We start from the raw sequence: 16,791 nt of genomic DNA on the forward strand, positions 1-16,791 counted from the left end.
GCTCTTGCGTGCCATCATCCGAGCCTTCCTCGAGACCATCCCGGCGCCAAATATCGCCTGAGCCCGGCGGCGCGCCGGTTCTTCACGAACGACTTGGAAGGACACTTCCACGTCTCCGGGGTCTGGCAGGCTGCAAGTCTCCGCAAGATCAGTTAACCGCCATCAAAGATTGATTACCAAATGACTAATTGGCGTAAATTGGCTCCGAATCGCATGTCGGCATAGGGAGACGAACCCCAACCCCGGCGATAGAGCTAGTGTCCTGAACCAGAAATTCGCAGCATTACGACGGCCGGGCCTGAGAATTGTATAGGCAGAAGCGTTCGATGGAAGCGAGGATGTCGTCGGCGGACTTGATCCATTTGAATGGCTTGGGATCGGCATTGTGATGACTGATAAAGTCCATGATGTCTGCGTGCAGAGCCTGGACGCTGCGATAGATGCCGCGCCGGATCTTCTTGTCAGTGATGAGCGCGAAGAAGCGCTCGACCTGATTGAGCCAAGACGAACTGGTGGGCGTGAGATGGACATGCCAGCGCGGTCGTTTGGCGAGCCAGCTGCGAATCAGTGGGGCCTTGTGCGTGGCGTAGTTGTCCATGACGAGATGGACATCGAGACCGCGCGGGACAGCGGCTTCGATCTCGTTGAGGAACTTGCGGAACTCTGCGGCGCGGTGGCGCGAATAGCATTTGCCGATGACCTTGCCCGTCGCAATGTCGAGGGCCGCGAAGAGCGAGGTCGTGCCGTGGCGCGTGTAGTCATGCTGCGCCGTGTGGGCTGACCGGGGCGCATGGGCAACATGGGCTGGCTGCGGTCGAGCGCCTGGATTTGGGACTTCTCGTCCACACACAGGACGACGGCCCGCTGGGGCGGGGAGACGTAGAGGCCAACCACATCGCGCACCTTGGCCACGAAATCCGGATCGGTCGAGAGCTTGAACGTCTCCATCCGATGAGGCTGCAAGCCGAAGGCTCGCCAGATGCGCTGCACGCTTGAGACCGACAGCCCGCTTTCCTTCGCCATGCCGCGCGAGCTCCAATGGGTCGCATCCTTTGGAAGGCTCTCCAAGGTTCTTACGATGGTGGCTTCGATGCGGGCATCGTCGATCGATCGGGGGGCTCCTGGCCTTGGCTCGTCGTGCAAGCCCTCCAGGCGGTTCTGTACAAAGCGCCGACGCCACTTGCCGACCGTCATCTCGGCCACGCCGAGCTTCGCCGCCACCTCCTTGTTCTGGCGGCCGGCCTTCCGCACAGGCCAGAACGATCCGGGCCCTCAACGCCAGGCCTTGGGCCGTCTTGCGGCGGCCCGCCAGCGTCTTCAGCTCAGTCCGCTCCTCATCGCTTAGGATCAAGGCTGCCAGTTGCCGCGCCATCGAATGCTCCATCGCTGCTGCCTGCAAGCAGATGGCACAGAGATGCGACTCTGACGCGAATCTAAAGATGCGAACTTGTGACTCAGGACACTAGAGGGCGACAAGATCGGCGAGCTTGGCCGCGACGTCAGCCATTGACTCTTCTGCAGTGTCGAGGCCGGTTCGTGAGGCGAGCATAGGGCTGACTTCTCGGAGAGCTTCATACGTCGTCTGATGCACAACGGGAACAAGACGCGCACCAGCGAGGAGTACCGAAAGTTCTTTGTCGGCGATGCCTTCTTTTGGGAGGCGTTGCAGCAACGCAGGGGTCACCAATACAATCCCAATTCGCGAGTTCGCCAGACCCTTGTCGATGGCGCGGAGTAATGGCACGCCAAGGCCAACGTCCTTTTCGCTGAACCATACCTTGACGCCACGTGCCTCAAGCAGATCGTGCAATTGTTTGGCTGCCCCCTGCCGGTCGTCCCACGCATGGCAAAGAAAGACGTCCCGAAGGTCAAGGGACGCTTGCTTCTCGACGGCCTCGCGGACCGGCGTGAGCTCCCGCACCTCGGTTGGCGTGTACATCACGAACGACCCGGGTCGCGACCATCTCGCCCTTACGCGGCTGCCAGATCCGCCGCCACTACTTCGGCCGCCGCCCCCGCTGCTCCCCGAAGAGGAGTAGGACGGTGTGGAGTACGACGGCGAGTAAGAGGGGGTATAGGACGACGGGTATGACCTGAAGCCGCGATAGCGGCCACGGCATGCCGGACAATTCGCCGCAGCGCTCGCTGAGCGATGGCCTTCTACTGGTGCTGTGCATCTAGCCATGATGTCCTCTCACCGTCCGCTGCGATGCTTGGTCGGGTCGACAAGGACGTAGCCCATGCCCGGCGCGGGAGTCGGAGGAAGTGGCTCGCCACGGGTAACGGTGCGCTCCTCTCCGGTCCGTCCGCCACGCGGGCCAACTTGCTCGTATTGTCCCGATCGTGGGGCTTCTTCACCCGGTTTAAATGTCTTTGCCATGCGGCTCTCCTATGCGAGAGCCAGGATTGACCGCGGGCAACGACCTGAAGAATATCAGGTCGCCTTACCAGGCCTGTCCCATGACGGCTCTCGACTACATGGGGCGGTTTTAGAAGCCGTCAGGTCTGATCACCTGGCGGCTTCGTCGTTCAGGCGACATATTAGAAGCTCGCCAACGACCTATAAATATTATAGGTGAAGGAGCGTTTCAAGGCCGCAAAACAGCAAAATTTTTGAAGGCGCCAATGGCGAGCCCGGACAAAAAAAGGGCCCGATAACGGGCCCTCAAAACGCTCATACAGTCAAAATTCGCAATCAGGTGAGCGGAGGTCTACGCCTGCATCTGCTCGAGTTGTGGCACGTGTAACGGCTTCCAGTTGCTGTTATTTTTCTTAAAGCAGGTAGGCCCGTTTTCCTGTCGATCGAGGTCAGCGAGACGCTCGAGCATCTTTCGAATGTGAACGTCACCGCCGACGAACTCTGAATAGAGCGCACGCAGAAGCCGGTCGGCTGTGCCCGGTATGAACTTGCCTCGGTTCTTCTCCCAAAGCCTAAGGGTCTGCTCGGTCGCACCGATGATGCCGGCTAGATCCCGCTGGGTAAGCTCCATCTCGGTCCTGAGAAAGCGCACTTCGGCTCCGTTGAGAGGGATCGGGCGCGCGACCAAATACTTGCCGATAGCCTTGTGAAGACCAGCAGTATTTTGAATAGCCACACCCTCGCCGTACGGCGTTTTGTGAATAGTGAAGCCGTCGAGGAGGTAAATATTATCGAGGCCGCTTTCCGTGTAATGATATCTCCGGGACATGGACTGCTCCTCCTCAGAAGGTGGTGACGACAATCAATCGCGCTGGCCAGTCAATCGCGACAACACAGGTGATCTGCTCACCGGCAGTGAAGCGCGACAGATTGACTTGCCAATTGCCCTTCGCGTTGACGTACGGTCCTTCTGTAATGGTTCCTTTCTGGATGCACCGCTCGATCTGAGGGCGCGTGATGTTTCGTTGTGTTTTTCGCTTTTGGGCATGCCTGATAACGACGATGTTGTTGCTATCGGAAGCAAGCATCCGAATGAGTTTGAGCGCGTCGCCCTCGTTGAGGCGATCCGGCTGCCTCTCCGGCGGGAACGCGCGACGGATCGGAACGACTTGGGCCGAAGGGCGGGTAGATTGCGCTTCGGCAGCCTGCACCTTCTTTGGTCGCCTAGGCTTATCGTCCGGTTCATTCATACACGTATAAATATTATAGGTTACCGCCCTGTCAACACGTCCATTAGGGGATCGTTCCGAAAGACGATAAATTCCTTGCAATGTGACAAGCCAGAGACATGGCTCACAGCCTATTAATCCAAAGATCGCCTCGCATTCCTGTGTCGAGCTCGTGGCGTGTATAGGCCAGCATCTCGACGGCGGGAGGGGTTTGCTCAAGGTCGCTTAGGGATAAACTCCAACCAGCACAGAGCTTCACATGCAGCTTCATCCAGACATCAAGGATGGCCGAAAGGCCGGCCGCTGCGCAGGTAGTCCTGAACGAGGCAGTGACGAAACGCCGGTTCGGGAAGCGAGCCGTCTGCCAATCCGTTGGTGAAGGGATGCTCGGTGTAGGCCTGCCACTCAGCGCATGCTTCTGTCTTTAAACGCTCGAAGAAACTCACGATGCTTTCGCCTGGCTTGCTTTTCCATGAACGTCTTTGGCTCGCTACCGATAGCGCGTTGCGAACCCGGTGGACGCTGACTTGACAGGCAGCCGCGATCAGCCCCGGCGTAGGGGTCCGCTGGCCGCCGGGACTGACTTGCGTTCCCACGTTATCACACCGCGAATAGCGCAAGGACTCGGAAGCAGTTTCATCAGGTCGAGTGATGTCGCAAACGGTACTCGAACCCTATGACCTCGTCATTGCGAATGACTGCTTTTGGAACCAGACCGCGTTTCCATTGCCGCGGTAGCTATATGGTAGCTAGCGGTCGTAGGCGTCGCCTGAAGACTTTCGTAAGTTATTGATTTTACTGGTACAGTTGGGTGGGCTCGAACCACCGACCTCCTGTTCCACAGACAGGCGCTCTAACCAACTGAGCTACAACTGCATCCTGACGCACGGCCCCGCAAAGGGGGCGGCGATTTCGGGCGGAAACTAGGTGCAACGCCCGCCTTTGGCAAGCGCTTAACGCGCCGATTTCCGGTCTTATCTCGGGCCGCCTAACGGTCCACGACAACAAAAAGGCCCGGACCGACAAGGCCCGGGCCTTTCGCTATCTCAGGCAGATCGCGATCAGGCGGCCGGCTGCTGGGTGAACTTCGCGGCGCTGGCCTTGATCGGCTCGGCGGTCTCGCTGGCAACCTTCTGGCCGAGCTCGGCCAATTCCTTGGCCTGCGCGGTGTAGGTCTCGAACTGCTTGCGGGCGTGCGAGGTCCAGAGCTCGACCGCTTCGGTCGGCGACTTCACGCTGAACAGCTCCTGGGCGAAGTCGAGCGACGAGGTGGTGTTGGCCTTGAAGAACTCGATCAGCTTGGCCGAATAGGCGGTGGCGCCCTTGTTCATCGAGGTGAAGACGGCCTCCACGGTCGAGTTGTGGGTCTCGGCAGCGTCCTTGAACTTGGCGTAGCTGTCGCGGGCCTGCAGCACGCCCTTCTCGGCGAACGCGCGGACCTGCTCGGGAACTTCGAACGGGATGATCGAGGCGGAAAACGGATCGGACGGGTTGGTCATACGTGTAATCCTTCGCAACGGGTGAGTAGATGTGACCATTGCGGACGTCCCGGAGCCAGCAGGCCGGGAGCGCTGAAATGGATCACGCTGCCTTGATTCACGGGAGTGCCCTTCGTCGGGCCCGCCTAATAAACACCCATATCATGTCAATTTTGTGCAACGCAACGTAAGATCGCGTGCGACGCCAGATTTTTTATGTGGCGGAATATGGCGTTACCGCGCCCGGGCCGGCCAAAGCCGGCCCGGATCGGCGGTCCGGTCAGCTCTTCGGCTTGACCGCATCCATCGCGGCGCGGCTGACGGCCTGGCCCATCTCGCTGGCTTGCTCGGCGAGCGCGCGCATCTGGCCCTGCACATATTCGCTGTGCAGCCGCATCACCTCGGTGAGGTCCTTGGCCTTGAGCAGGGACTGCGCATAGTCGAGCGACGACTGCACGTTCTGTTCGGCATAGGACAGCGCCTTGGTGGACAGGTCCTTGGCGCCGGCGCGCATCGTGGCGTTGCGCTCCTCGATCTTGCCGGCGGTGTCGCGCGCGTTGGTCACGAACTGCTCGAAAGCCTTGCGGGCCTGATCGAAGCTCGCCTCCGCCATCGACCGCATATCCTTGGGGATCTCGAACTTGGGGATCTCGAAATGGTCACGCCCGTTGTCGCTCATGGTCGCTCTCCCTCGCTTGGTGATTTGGCCCGCCGGTTGGCCCTGCGGGCCAAGGTGGAATACAGGGTAGACTACAAGGTCGAATAGACGGCGCGATATATCGCGGCACTGCAATCGCAGGTGTGACGCGGCACCGCCCTGGTTCCGCAACACGCTGTCGCAGCCGCCTCTGCCGGACAACGCCAATCGGCTGTGGATCGTTCAGCCGGGTTAACGTTATCCCGCCTTTGGCGGGGGCAGTTTCGCCGCGGACATGGACCTGCCGCCCCCCGCTTGCGATACTAACCTTCTGTTAAGGCTGTCGTCCTGCGGCTGCCGGCGCTTCGGCAATGCGAGGAAAAAGCCAAACCTATGCGGTCAAATCTTGCGTGATGAGTGACGCGGAATTCCAGATCCAGGCGCTGGGCGATGTGAGGCTGGCGGACCATGCGACGGGCGCCCTGCCGGCATGGCTGTGGTCGGCCGACGGCGCACGGATTCTCTGGGCCAATCCGGTCGGTGCGCAGGTATTCGGTGCCGCCAATGGCGCCGAGCTGGCGAAGCGCGTCTTCGGTCCAGCCGACCCGCATCGCCGCCAGGTCGCGCGGCTCGGTTACAACCTCGCTGCCAACGGCGCGGTGCGGCTGGAGCGGCTGCGCGGCTTCGGCGCGGCGCCCGGCATGCTCGCGACCTGCGGCTGCGCGCGCATCGAGCTCTCGGACGGCAGCCACGGCATCCTGATGACCTCGCTCAACGCCGGTGGCCGCAGCATGCCGCTCGCCGAGCGCTTGCAACAGCTGGTGCAAAGCTTGGCGCGTCCGGCCGCCGCCTTCAACGGCGACGGACTTCTGATCGCAGCCAATGAGGCCGCGCGTTCGCTGCCGGGTCTGCACGATCTCACCGAAGCCGGGCTCGATGCCGCGCGCGGCGAAGCGCTGGCGCAGGGCCGCGTGGCGGCGAGCGTTGCAGTCGGCCGCGTCGTGCTGCAGCGGATCGGCCGCGGCGCCGATCGGGCGCTGATCGCACTGATCAAGCCCGCCCTGCATTTCGCCGCCAAAGCTGCGGCGCCGATCGTGCCGGAGCCGATTGCGCCTGTGGCGCCCGAAGCATCGGAATCTGCAGCAGCGGCGCCGCAAGAGGCCGCGGCCGTGGTGCCGGCGCAGGCGCCTGCCGCCGTCGAGCAACCAACAGCGCAGGTAGAAGCCACCGCGCCGGTCAGCGACGTGCCGGCCACCTTCACGCTGTTCGATGCGCTGGATCCGCAGTTGGAAGAGCGGGTCGCGATCGAGCCGGTCGTCAGCACGACCGCATCCGAGCCTGCGGACGTTGCTCCATCTCCGGCGTCAGAAGAGAGGCACGCAGAGACCGCGCCCATCGAGACTGCCGCATTCGACACCACGCCAGACGAAACTGCCGCGGTCGAGGAGCCGATATCGGAAGCGCTGATCGAAGTGCCCGCTGAGACACAGGTCGAAGCACCTGCGCACCTTGCTCCGCCTCTCGCGTCGGCAGAACAGACGCACGAAGCGCCAGCACCCACCGAGACCGCGCCCCTCGACACCTCCCCTGACGAAACCGCAGCGGTCGAGGAGCCGATATCGGAAGCGCTGACCGAAGTGCCTGCTGAGGCGGAGGTCGAATCGCCCGCGCACCTTGCTCCACCTTTCGCGTCGGCCGAGCAGGCGCACGAAGCGCCAGCGCCGGTCGAGACCACGCCTCTCGATACAACGCCTGACGAAACCGCAGCGGTCGAGGAGCCGATATCGGAAGCGCTGATCGAAGTGCCTGCTGAGGCGGACGTCGAAGCGCCCGCACCTGAGCCCGCGCCAGGTCTCGAAGAGACCGCACACGCGCCCGCTTCGGCAACACCGGCGCCGCCAGCCGATCCCGTGCCCTCGCCTTACGCGATCGCAGACATGCCTGCGGCAGCCGTCGAAGGGGAGCCCGCGACGCCGGCGCCGGCGCCATCCTGGCTCGACGAGCCGTTGCCGGTGCGGCGGCATCCGCTGCGGTTCATGTGGCAGATGGACCATGAGGCCCGCTTCTCGCTCGGCTCCGACGAGTTCACCCGCCTGATCGGCCTGCACACCGCAGCAGGCTTCGGCCGGCTCTGGAGCGACATCGCCGAAAGTTTTGGCCTCGATCCCGAAGGCCGTGTCCTGCAGGCGTTCGCCAGCCACGACACCTGGAGCGGCATCACGCTGAACTGGCCGGTCGACGGCGGCGGCCGGCTGCCGGTCGAATTGTCCGGCCTGCCGGTGTTCGACCGAAACAGGAATTTCGCCGGCTATCGCGGCTTTGGTGTGTGTCGCGACCTCGACGGCCTTGCGCGACTCGCCGCTTTGCGCCGCTATGAGTTCTTCAGCGGCTCGATCGCGCCGCGATCGCTGTCGGCTGGCGTTGCGCCCGCGCCGCGCATCGATGCGCCGCCCGCCCCCGCCGCGCCGCCGCATGAAAATCCTCCGCCGCATGCGGAGCCGCCGCCCGATACGACCGCAAGTGCACCACCCGAGGAATTGACCGAGCCGATAGCAGCAGAGATTTCAAACCAAGCCGATCCGGATCACGCCGTGGAAACGAACGAGGAAGCGCACGAAGTGCGCCAGGACCCGCCACCGAATGTGGTGCCGTTCCGCCCCGCCGGCGACACAAGACCGCCGTCGCTGACGCCGGTCGAGAACAACGCGTTCAACGAGCTCGCGCGCCAATTGTCGGCGCGGCTCGAGAGCGAGGCCGGCCTCACCGCGACGACGAATGAGAGCGCCACCATCGCGCCGGTTGTCGAAGCGCCGCCCGCGAACGAACCGCCGCAGGCGGAGGCGCCATCGCAGCCGGAGACGGTCGCGCAACCGGAGACGCCGGCCGAGGCGCCAAAACCCAGTTGGCTCGCCGCAGCCGAGCCCGCGCCGCGCGCGGACTCCCGCCGCGACCGCGCGCTGCTCGATCTCTTGCCGGTCGGCATCCTGATCTACCGGCTCGACCGCCTGCTCTATGCCAACCACGCCTTCCTTGCGCGGATGGGCTATGACAGCCTGCACGCGCTGGAAGCCGCCGGCGGGCTCGACGCGCTCTATGTCGAGCCGGGCGTCTCGCAGGCGAGCAGCAGCTCCGGCACCGGCACCCCGGTGACGATCTCCGCCAATCAGAACGGCCAGGCAGAGCAGGTGTCCGCCGAGGCGCGGCTGCACACCATCACCTGGGACGACGATTCCGCGCTGGCCCTGATCTTCTCGCGCACGCTCGACGAGGACGCCGCGCTCGCGGCTGCCCTGTCTGATCCCGAGCCGGAGGCGGCCGCCGAGCCCGTGCTTGCGCCACCGCCGCCGCAGGCCGGCCACGCCGACGCCGAGGAGCTCGGCGCCATCCTCGACACCGCGGCCGAAGGCATCATCATGTTCGATGCCGAGGGCAACATCCATTCCTGCAACCGCAGCGCCGAGGCGCTGTTCGGCTATGACGGCGACGAATTCATCACGCGCAATCTCGCCGATTTGTTCGCACCGGAGAGCCGGCACGGCATCTTCGACTATCTCACGAGCGTGAAGTCCGCCGGCGTCGCCAGCCTGCTCGACCACGGCCGCGAGACGCTCGGCCGCGTCCGCCAGGGCGGCCTCATCCCGCTGTCGGTGACGATGGGCCGCACCCGCGCCGACGGACCGAACTTCTTCGCCGTGTTCCGCGATCTCTCGCAGACCAGGAAGAGCGAGGGCGAAGTGCGCGAGGCGCGGCGGCTCGCCGAACGCGCCGCCAACGCCAAGACCGACATGCTGGCGCGGATCAGCCACGAGCTGCGCACGCCGCTCAACGCCATCATCGGCTTCGCCGAGGTGATGATATCGGAGCGCTTCGGTACGCTCGGCAACGAGCGCTATGTCGAATACATGAAGGACATCCGCGCCTCCGGCGAGCGGGTGATTGCGATCGTCAACGACCTGCTCGATCTGTCGCGGATCGAGACCGGCAAGCTCGACCTCGCCTTCACCAGCCAGAACCTCAACGAGATGGTGGAGAGCTGCGTCGCGGTGATGCAGCCGCAGGCCAACCGCGAGCGCATCATCATCCGCACCTCGCTCGCACATACGTTGCCGCCCGTCGTCGCCGACGCCCGCGCGCTGCGCCAGATCACGCTGAACCTGATCGGCAACTCGATCCATCTCGCCAATGCCGGCGGCCAGGTGATCGTCTCGACTGCGCTGTCGGATTTCGGCGAGGTGATGCTGCGCGTGCGCGACACCGGGCAGAGCCTCAACGACAACGAGGTCGCCGCCGCGCTGGAGCCGTTCCGCGCCCCGACGCCGTCCGATCAGGCCGGCTCCGGCGGCGTCAGCCTGTCGCTGACCAAGGCGCTGGTCGAAGCCAACCGCGCCAAATTCCAGATCAGGACCGGCGGCCGCACCGGCACGCTGATCGAGGTGACCTTCGCCCACGCCGCGGCAAGGGCGTGATGGGCGTCAGCGCCTAGCGCGTTCAGCATTCTCGCGCGGCGTGTGTCGGCTTCAGCAAGTTGGTAAGGGACGCACCAGCGGAAGGGTTCCCTCCCCCCTTGCGGGGGAGGGTTAGGGAGAGGGGTGCCACGCGGTATGCTCTCTCCAGGCTGGTCTCAGTTCGACGACGCGACCGAGATTGTGAAAGCGATGCTCTCGTCATCATCGCGCCCCGGGGCTTACCCCTCTCCCCACCCTCCCCCGCAAGGGGGGAGGGAGCCTGCGAAAGTGCTCACCTCACGCACGACACCACGCACTTGCCGAAGCGCCGCGCCTTACGGCTGCTTGATCTCCAGCGTCTGGCGCTTGCCGGCGGCGATCGAGAACGGCTTTTCCGCCTTCTGGCCGTCGGCATAGGTGGCGACCGCGACGTAGTCGCCGGCGCTGAGCGCGACGTTGACGGCGGCATCATACGTCACCGAAACGCGCTTGCGCTCGTCGTTGATGTCGCGCTCGGCGCCCAGGATATCGATCTCCTGGGCACCGTCGGCCTTAATCCCGACCACGCCGGCGTTGAGATTGACCGTGACGCGGCTCGGCGCGCCGGATTTCACCTCCGCGCTCGCCGTGCCCCTGGCCTCGCCGACCGTCACCTTCACCTCGTAGCTGCCGGTCGGCAGATCGAACTTCGATTCGGGATCGTATTCCTGCGCGACCTTCTCGCCCTCGTCGCCGTTCGAGTTCGCCGGCTGGTGGACCGCAACCACGATGTCCTTCTCGACCTTGGGCCCGCCCTCGGCATAGGTGGAGGTCACGATCAGCTTGCCGACATCGAGGGTGAGCTGGACGTTGCTCACATCGCCCGCGGCGACGGAGAATGGCTTGCTGGTCTTCGACTGCCCCTTGGTCAGGGTCAGCGTATAGCTGCCCGCGGCGAGCACGAAGCGCGGCACCGCGTCGTATTCCTGCGCGATCAGTCTGCCGCCCTTGTCAAAGACCTGCCAGACCACGTCGTCGACCTTGCCCGCGCCGCCTGCCACCGAGCCTTCGCTGGTGACGTAGCCGGCATCGAGGATGACGTCGAGCGTGGCGGGCTTGCCGCTCTCGACCTTGAGCGGAAACTCGCGCTTGAGCTGCCGGTAGCTCACCTCGACGATGTAATCGCCGGGCGCGATGTTGTCGGCGAACGGCGCGCCGTAGAAGGTGTTGACATGCGCGCCCTTCTCGGTCTCGGCGCGCTTGTAGACGCCCCAATTGACGTCCTCGTCGCTGATCGGATCGAGCCCTTCGGCGAGCCGCGCCACGCCGCGGATGTTCTTGCCGAGATAGGGATCGGCGGCCGCCGGCCTTGGCGGCGCCTCGCTTGCGACCTTGGTGCCTTGCGTCGCCGCCACCGCCTTGGTCAGCGCACCGGTCAGGCTCGCGGCGTTGCCGGCATCGAGGTAGACGCCGCCGGTCGCCCGCGCGATGCATTGCAGCTGGCTCTTCGCGGCGGGATCGGCGACGTCGAGGCCGATCACATGGGCGGTGAAGCCGATGCCGGCCTTCTTCAACTCGGCCGCGGCCGCGCACGGATCCGGCGCGCAGGTCTCGATCCCGTCGGAGACCAGGATCACATTGGCCTTGTTCTCGGTCGAGTGCAGCGCCTCGGCGGCGGCACGCAGCGAATCCGAGATCGGCGTCTTGCCTTTCGGGTTGATGCCGTCGATCGCAGCCTTGATCCTTGCCGGATCGAACTTGCTGACCGGCACCATCAGCTCGATGTCCTTGCAGTCGCCCTTCGAGCGATGGCCATAGACCATGACGCCGAGACGATCCGCCGGATTCCACTTCGACAGGATCGCATCGACCGCCTGGCGCGCAGCGGAGATCTTGCTCTGCCCGTCGACCAGGCCCCACATCGAGCCGGAAGCATCGAGCACGAGAATGGTGTCGGTCCCCGTATTGGTCCCTTGCGCCTGTGCCTGTGCCTTGGCGCCGTGAGGTGACAGCAGCGCCAGGCCAAGCGACAGCAGACCGGCAATGAACGAGCGGCGAAAAACCTTAATCACGGATCGATCCTCGATAATGGAGACAATCGGAGGGCAAAGACGGCTGCGTAGGCGCGGCGTGTCGTGAGATCACCGCGCTGCGTCAACCGCGCCCTCCATCAATCTCGATTTTGTTTTCTGTTGGCCGGATTGCCGACGCGACACAATGACGGCGTGCGCGCAACGAAACGCCAAAGCACCTTCTATTGGCGCAACTTGCGTCTGGACACTTGGACTATTGCGACAGCTGTTTGGACTGACGCGACACGCAGATGACGATTGAAATATATATCCAGAGCGGCGATCGTCATGGCCGCAGATGTGAGCGTCATCACGGATGACGCTCCTTTGCACGCTGCCATGCATTAATCGACGCCGCGGCCTGCCGCATCGAGCGCGCCCGCAAGCAGCTCCAGCGCCTTGACGCGCCGTCGCCGCGCAAGGCGCGCTGCGCCGACCTCGCGCTCGTGCTCGCCGGCGATGAAGGCCTGGATGTCCGGCAGCGGACGAATGACACCGCGGCTGCCCCACTGGCCGTCGGGTATCTCGGTTGGAAACACCCAGACCTGCGGCGCCACGTCCTCGAACGACCCGCCGGCGGCGCGCACCACGGCGGCGGTCACGTCCTTTACCAGAGCCGCGCGCGAGGCTTCGGTGTACTGCCCCTCGGGCACCGTCGGGACGATGCGATACCGCGGTGTCGGCGACGGCGCGCCCGCCACATAGACTGCGGCCGGCCGGTGCAGAAACACGACGGTGACGCTCTGCGCAACCTTGTTGGCCGGGTCGAATCCCTCGTGACCGATCAGGATATCGCCGAGCTCCTTGACGAGCCGCGCTTCCGCTTCCGGCTTCAGGGCTCCTTCGGGAATCGTCACGTCGATCATTGGCATTGAGAGACCTCCTGTTGTTGCCAACTCGAGGTCTATGCGCGGGGCGCCTCCCGCAGCAGTGGCAGTATCGTCATTCTCAGGGGCAATTCGGACACAGCGTCAGGCGACGCGCGCAAAGCGGCGCTGGTACTCGCGTGGCGAAAGTCCCGTCTCGCGCTTGAACAGGCGGCGAAAGGTCGACAGATCGTTGTAGCCGACGCGGGCACTGACGGCGTCAAGCTTCAGCCGCCTGGATTCGATCAGGCGCTTGGCCACATCGACGCGCAGCGCCTGCAGATATTGCAGCGGGGCCTCGCCGACCGCCAGCTTGAAGCGGCGGTTCAGGGTGCGCTCGCTGACCGAAAGGTCGCGGGCCAGCCGGGCGAGGCTGAAGCCCCGTTGCAGCGACTTCTCCATCAGGCTCTGCGCCCGCGCCACCATTGCGTCGGAATGCCTGACGTCGTGGGTGCGGCTGGCGTAGGACGCCTGCGAGACGCGATTGCCGTCGATCAGCATCAGCTTGCCAGTCTCGTTCGCCACGTCGGCGCCGGCGAACGTGTCGACCAGCCGCAGCGCAAGATTGAGCGACGTGGTCACCGCGCCCGAACAGATGATCCGGTTCTGCTCGGTGAGGATCTCGGCGACGCGCAGGTCCACCGCCGGATAGCGCATCGCGAATGTCCGCCCCTTCGCCCAATGGGTGGTCGCGACCCGGCCGTCGAGCAGGCCGGCCTCGGCGAGGATGAAGCTGCCCGTGCAATAGGATGCGAGCAGGGTGCCGCGCTCGTGCTGACGCCGCAATGCCGCCAGCAACGGCTCGATCACATCGAGCCGCGCGAAGAAGCGCTCGATGTCGCCGACAAACGGCCCCGGGATCACCACCGCGTCCGCCGAAGCTCGCGCGCTGATCGGCCCGTCGACGCCGATGACCTGACCGGACACCGTCTGCACCGGCCGGCCGCTCAGCGACTCGACGCGCCACCGCAGCTGCGACGGCTTGCAGTCGCCGCGCCGAGGCCGGCTTGCCGCCACCGAATTGGCGGCGGTGAACACGTCGACAATGCCGGCAACGCCCGAAGCCAGGATGCCGTCATAGACCCAAATCCGGATGAGCGGCATGACTGTGTCCGATTTTGCCCAGAATGGGGCAATCCTGCCATTGCTTGTGTGACCGGACAAGCCACACCAAAACTGTCATCGCCCGGCCTGACCGGGCGCTCCGGTACGCCGCGGCCTCTCCGATTGAACTCAAACGCCTCTGGAATACTGGATCACCCGCTTTCGCGGGTGATGACACCGAGGATTTGACGTCCTGAATCGAGAACAATCCCTATCGTCGTCCCTGCGAAAGCAGGGACCCATAACCACCGATGGTCATTGTTGCGCGATGCCGGGACGACGCGTTCCTCCCACTACACAAGCCGCGGAGTATGGGTCCCTGCTTTCGCAGGGACGACAGCGGTGTTTGTGGGCGCTGTGCGCCCCACTCAAATCGCCCGCGCAAATCTGCGAAAACCCGGCGCGCCGGTCAGCGCCTCGAATGCCGGATCGCGCTTCTCTTCGGCGAAGGCAAAGCCGGCCTTGGTGTAGCAGCGTTCGGCCGCGCCGTTGCCGATCACGAACGAGATCGACGCCCGCGCAAAGCCGGCGGCCCTGCCGTCGGCGAGCGCGCGGCCGATCAGCGGCTGCACCAGGCCGTTGCCGCGATAGGCTCGATCGGTTGCGACATGCTCGATCAGCCAATCACCCTCACCGCCCTGCACCCAGCAATTGCGGGCGTAGCTGCCGCGCGCCACGATGGCATCGGCATCGATGCCGAGCTGTGCCGCCACCTCCTCGATCGCCGCGCGTGCCGCAACAACCGTTCCGGACGCCGGCATCGCGCACAGCGCGGCCGCCGGCACGCCATCGACCTCGGCGATCAGGAAGTGGGCGACGTGATACCATGATTTCACCCGCGCAACGGCGAGCCGCGTCATGAAACCGAGGCACTCCGGCTCCGGCCGATCGAGCGCGATGTCGATCCAGCCGCGCGGAAGCGGGCCGCGCTGGGCGGCGAGGACAACACGGGCGATGAAGCCCGCGTCGTCGGATCGTGCGGGACGGATCGAGGATCGTCCCGCACCAACCATCTCAGGTGTTCTTCAGCGCGACGCGGAATTCCGCCTCGGTCTTGGCCTTGACCTCATCGAGCGTGACGCCGTCGGCGAGCTCGATCAGCGCCATGCCGTCCTTGCCGTGCTTGTCGATGGTGAACACCGCAAGATCGGTCACCACCATGTCGACCACGCGCTCGCCGGTCAGCGGCAGGTTGCACTGCTTGAGCAGCTTGGCGCCGTCCTTGGCGGAATGCTCCATCACCACCACGACCCGCTTGACGCCGGCGACGAGGTCCATGGCACCGCCCATGCCCTTCACCATCTTGCCTGGGATCATCCAGTTGGCGAGGTCGCCGTTCTGCGCCACCTGCATGGCGCCGAGGATCGACAGGTCGATATGGCCGCCACGCACCATGCCGAAGGAATCGGCCGAGGAGAAATAGCTGGTCGAGGGCAGCTCGCTCACCGTCTGCTTGCCGGCGTTGATGAGGTCGGCATCGACCTCGTCCTCATAGGGGAACGGGCCCATGCCGAGCATGCCGTTCTCGCTCTGCAGGCTGACGTCGATGCCCGCGGGGATGTAGTTCGAAACCAGCGTCGGAATGCCGATGCCGAGATTGACGTAATAGCCGTCGCGCAACTCCTTGGCGGCGCGGGCGGCCATCTGTTCACGGGTCCAGGCCATGGGGCTCTCCTGAAAGATTGGGGTTTAGGCGGCGGGCCGCGGACGGGTGTTGCGGAACTCGATCCGCTTGTTGGCCGTGCCGACCTCGATGATGCGCTTGACGAAGATGCCGGGGGTATGGATGTGGTCCGGGTCGATCTCGCCGGCCGGCACCAGATGCTCGACCTCGGCGACGGTGACCTTCGCGGCGGTCGCCATCATCGGGTTAAAGTTGCGCGCGGTCTTGCGGTAGACCAGGTTGCCGGCGGTGTCGCCCTTCCAGGCGTGGACGATGGCGACGTCGGCGAACAGGCCGCGCTCCATGATGTACTTCTCGCCGTCGAATTCCTTCACCTCCTTGCCTTCGGCGATCAGCGTGCCGACGCCCGTTTTTGTGTAGAAGGCGGGGATGCCGGCGCCGCCGGCGCGGATGCGCTCGGCCAGCGTGCCCTGCGGGTTGAATTCGAGCTCGAGCTCGCCGGCGAGATATTGCTGGGCGAACAGCTTGTTCTCGCCGACATAGGACGAGATCATCTTTTTGATCTGGCGCGTCTCCAGCAGGCGGCTGAGGCCGATGCCGTCGACGCCGGCATTGTTGGAGACGACGGTGAGGCCCTTGACGCCGGAATCGCGGATCGCGTCCGACAGGGTCTCGGCGATGCCGCAGAGGCCGAAGCCCCCCGACATGATCATGATGCCGTCCTTGAGGAGACCATCGAGTGCCGATTTGGCGTTGGGATAAACTTTGTTCATGCAGCGAATACCTGATGGAGGGCGCGGAACGGCTGTGACAATGCGGATTATTAGGCGAAATCTTCGCAATGCGTCAATCGCGGCCCCATGCGGCGACCGGCGGCAGCCTGCGGCGTCAACATGGCCTTGAAAGCGTCAAGAAAACCCTTCAAGTTGCGTGGGTTGGCAGGGGCCTCCCGGCGAGAGCCCGCTGTGTTCGACGACGACACGACAAAACTCAACCCG

13 protein-coding genes, 1 tRNA gene and 2 pseudogenes are annotated in these 16,791 nt (G+C 64.4%); 1 reads left to right on the plus strand and 15 read right to left on the minus strand.

Going from position 1 to position 16,791, the window contains the following annotated elements:
* Positions 1 to 283: 283 nt before the first annotated feature.
* From FBZ93_RS30805 to FBZ93_RS30845, 9 genes and pseudogenes are all read right to left on the minus strand, one after another.
* Positions 284 to 1,372: pseudogene (locus tag FBZ93_RS30805) on the minus strand (IS630 family transposase).
* Between the two features lie 90 nt (positions 1,373 to 1,462).
* Complete coding sequence (locus FBZ93_RS30810; protein WP_433995457.1) at positions 1,463 to 1,939, minus strand: toll/interleukin-1 receptor domain-containing protein; 477 nt, start codon at positions 1,937 to 1,939, stop codon at positions 1,463 to 1,465.
* Positions 1,940 to 2,194: 255 nt separating this feature from the next.
* A complete protein-coding gene (locus tag FBZ93_RS30815) occupies positions 2,195 to 2,380 on the minus strand; it encodes a YjzC family protein (protein WP_146991219.1) in 186 nt (61 codons plus the stop codon).
* A 331-nt stretch (positions 2,381 to 2,711) separates the two neighbouring features.
* Positions 2,712 to 3,188: a helix-turn-helix domain-containing protein gene (locus FBZ93_RS30820; RefSeq protein ID WP_208764082.1), complete on the minus strand. Its 477-nt coding sequence runs from the start codon at positions 3,186 to 3,188 to the stop codon at positions 2,712 to 2,714.
* Between the two features lie 13 nt (positions 3,189 to 3,201).
* The gene (locus tag FBZ93_RS30825) at positions 3,202 to 3,570 is read right to left on the minus strand and encodes a DUF4258 domain-containing protein (protein ID WP_167529292.1); all 369 of its coding nucleotides are present in this window, start codon (positions 3,568 to 3,570) and stop codon (positions 3,202 to 3,204) included.
* Positions 3,571 to 3,730: 160 nt separating this feature from the next.
* Positions 3,731 to 4,034 (minus strand): annotated as a pseudogene (locus tag FBZ93_RS30830) (thiaminase II); the annotation flags it as partial.
* A gap of 353 nt (positions 4,035 to 4,387) precedes the next feature.
* Positions 4,388 to 4,464 (minus strand) — tRNA-His (locus FBZ93_RS30835).
* Positions 4,465 to 4,649: 185 nt separating this feature from the next.
* Complete coding sequence (locus tag FBZ93_RS30840; protein ID WP_146991221.1) at positions 4,650 to 5,087, minus strand: phasin; 438 nt, start codon at positions 5,085 to 5,087, stop codon at positions 4,650 to 4,652.
* Positions 5,088 to 5,346: 259 nt separating this feature from the next.
* Complete coding sequence (locus FBZ93_RS30845; protein WP_146991222.1) at positions 5,347 to 5,745, minus strand: phasin family protein; 399 nt, start codon at positions 5,743 to 5,745, stop codon at positions 5,347 to 5,349.
* A gap of 371 nt (positions 5,746 to 6,116) precedes the next feature.
* Here FBZ93_RS30845 and FBZ93_RS30850 point away from each other — a divergent pair, with 371 nt between their 5' ends.
* Positions 6,117 to 10,169 (plus strand): PAS domain-containing protein, encoded by a 4,053-nt coding sequence (locus FBZ93_RS30850; RefSeq protein ID WP_246667713.1) that lies wholly within the window; start codon positions 6,117 to 6,119, stop codon positions 10,167 to 10,169.
* A 314-nt stretch (positions 10,170 to 10,483) separates the two neighbouring features.
* Here the strand turns inward: FBZ93_RS30850 and FBZ93_RS30855 are convergent, their stop codons facing one another.
* From FBZ93_RS30855 to FBZ93_RS30880, 6 genes are all read right to left on the minus strand, one after another.
* Positions 10,484 to 12,199 carry a vWA domain-containing protein gene (locus FBZ93_RS30855; protein ID WP_146991223.1) on the minus strand — a complete coding sequence of 572 codons (1,716 nt, stop codon included), beginning with the start codon at positions 12,197 to 12,199 and terminating at the stop codon, positions 10,484 to 10,486.
* Positions 12,200 to 12,543: 344 nt separating this feature from the next.
* Complete coding sequence (locus tag FBZ93_RS30860) at positions 12,544 to 13,071, minus strand: tautomerase family protein (protein ID WP_146991224.1); 528 nt, start codon at positions 13,069 to 13,071, stop codon at positions 12,544 to 12,546.
* A 99-nt stretch (positions 13,072 to 13,170) separates the two neighbouring features.
* Positions 13,171 to 14,169, minus strand: a complete 999-nt coding sequence (locus FBZ93_RS30865) for a GlxA family transcriptional regulator (RefSeq protein ID WP_146991225.1) — start codon at positions 14,167 to 14,169, stop codon at positions 13,171 to 13,173.
* Positions 14,170 to 14,537: 368 nt separating this feature from the next.
* Complete coding sequence (locus tag FBZ93_RS30870; protein WP_146991226.1) at positions 14,538 to 15,182, minus strand: GNAT family N-acetyltransferase; 645 nt, start codon at positions 15,180 to 15,182, stop codon at positions 14,538 to 14,540.
* A 1-nt stretch (position 15,183) separates the two neighbouring features.
* A complete protein-coding gene (locus FBZ93_RS30875) occupies positions 15,184 to 15,834 on the minus strand; it encodes a 3-oxoacid CoA-transferase subunit B (RefSeq protein WP_074131751.1) in 651 nt (216 codons plus the stop codon).
* A gap of 24 nt (positions 15,835 to 15,858) precedes the next feature.
* A complete protein-coding gene (locus FBZ93_RS30880; protein WP_146991227.1) occupies positions 15,859 to 16,566 on the minus strand; it encodes a CoA transferase subunit A in 708 nt (235 codons plus the stop codon).
* Positions 16,567 to 16,791: the final 225 nt, after the last annotated feature.

Source organism: Bradyrhizobium macuxiense (assembly GCF_007993935.1).
Lineage (GTDB): Bacteria > Pseudomonadota > Alphaproteobacteria > Rhizobiales > Xanthobacteraceae > Bradyrhizobium > Bradyrhizobium macuxiense_A.

Excerpts from the sequence above, each read along its gene's own strand:
- FBZ93_RS30880 (WP_146991227.1), bottom strand. The coding sequence starts at position 16,566 with ATGAACAAAGTTTATCCCAACGCCAAATCGGCACTCGATGGTCTCCTC.
- FBZ93_RS30840 (WP_146991221.1), bottom strand. The coding sequence starts at position 5,087 with ATGACCAACCCGTCCGATCCGTTTTCCGCCTCGATCATCCCGTTCGAA.
- FBZ93_RS30865 (WP_146991225.1), bottom strand. The coding sequence starts at position 14,169 with ATGCCGCTCATCCGGATTTGGGTCTATGACGGCATCCTGGCTTCGGGC.
- FBZ93_RS30850 (WP_246667713.1), top strand. The coding sequence starts at position 6,117 with ATGAGTGACGCGGAATTCCAGATCCAGGCGCTGGGCGATGTGAGGCTG.
- FBZ93_RS30870 (WP_146991226.1), bottom strand. The coding sequence starts at position 15,182 with ATGGTTGGTGCGGGACGATCCTCGATCCGTCCCGCACGATCCGACGAC.
- FBZ93_RS30845 (WP_146991222.1), bottom strand. The coding sequence starts at position 5,745 with ATGAGCGACAACGGGCGTGACCATTTCGAGATCCCCAAGTTCGAGATC.
- FBZ93_RS30815 (WP_146991219.1), bottom strand. The coding sequence starts at position 2,380 with ATGGCAAAGACATTTAAACCGGGTGAAGAAGCCCCACGATCGGGACAA.
- FBZ93_RS30810 (WP_433995457.1), bottom strand. The coding sequence starts at position 1,939 with ATGTACACGCCAACCGAGGTGCGGGAGCTCACGCCGGTCCGCGAGGCC.
- FBZ93_RS30875 (WP_074131751.1), bottom strand. The coding sequence starts at position 15,834 with ATGGCCTGGACCCGTGAACAGATGGCCGCCCGCGCCGCCAAGGAGTTG.
- FBZ93_RS30820 (WP_208764082.1), bottom strand. The coding sequence starts at position 3,188 with ATGTCCCGGAGATATCATTACACGGAAAGCGGCCTCGATAATATTTAC.
- FBZ93_RS30860 (WP_146991224.1), bottom strand. The coding sequence starts at position 13,071 with ATGCCAATGATCGACGTGACGATTCCCGAAGGAGCCCTGAAGCCGGAA.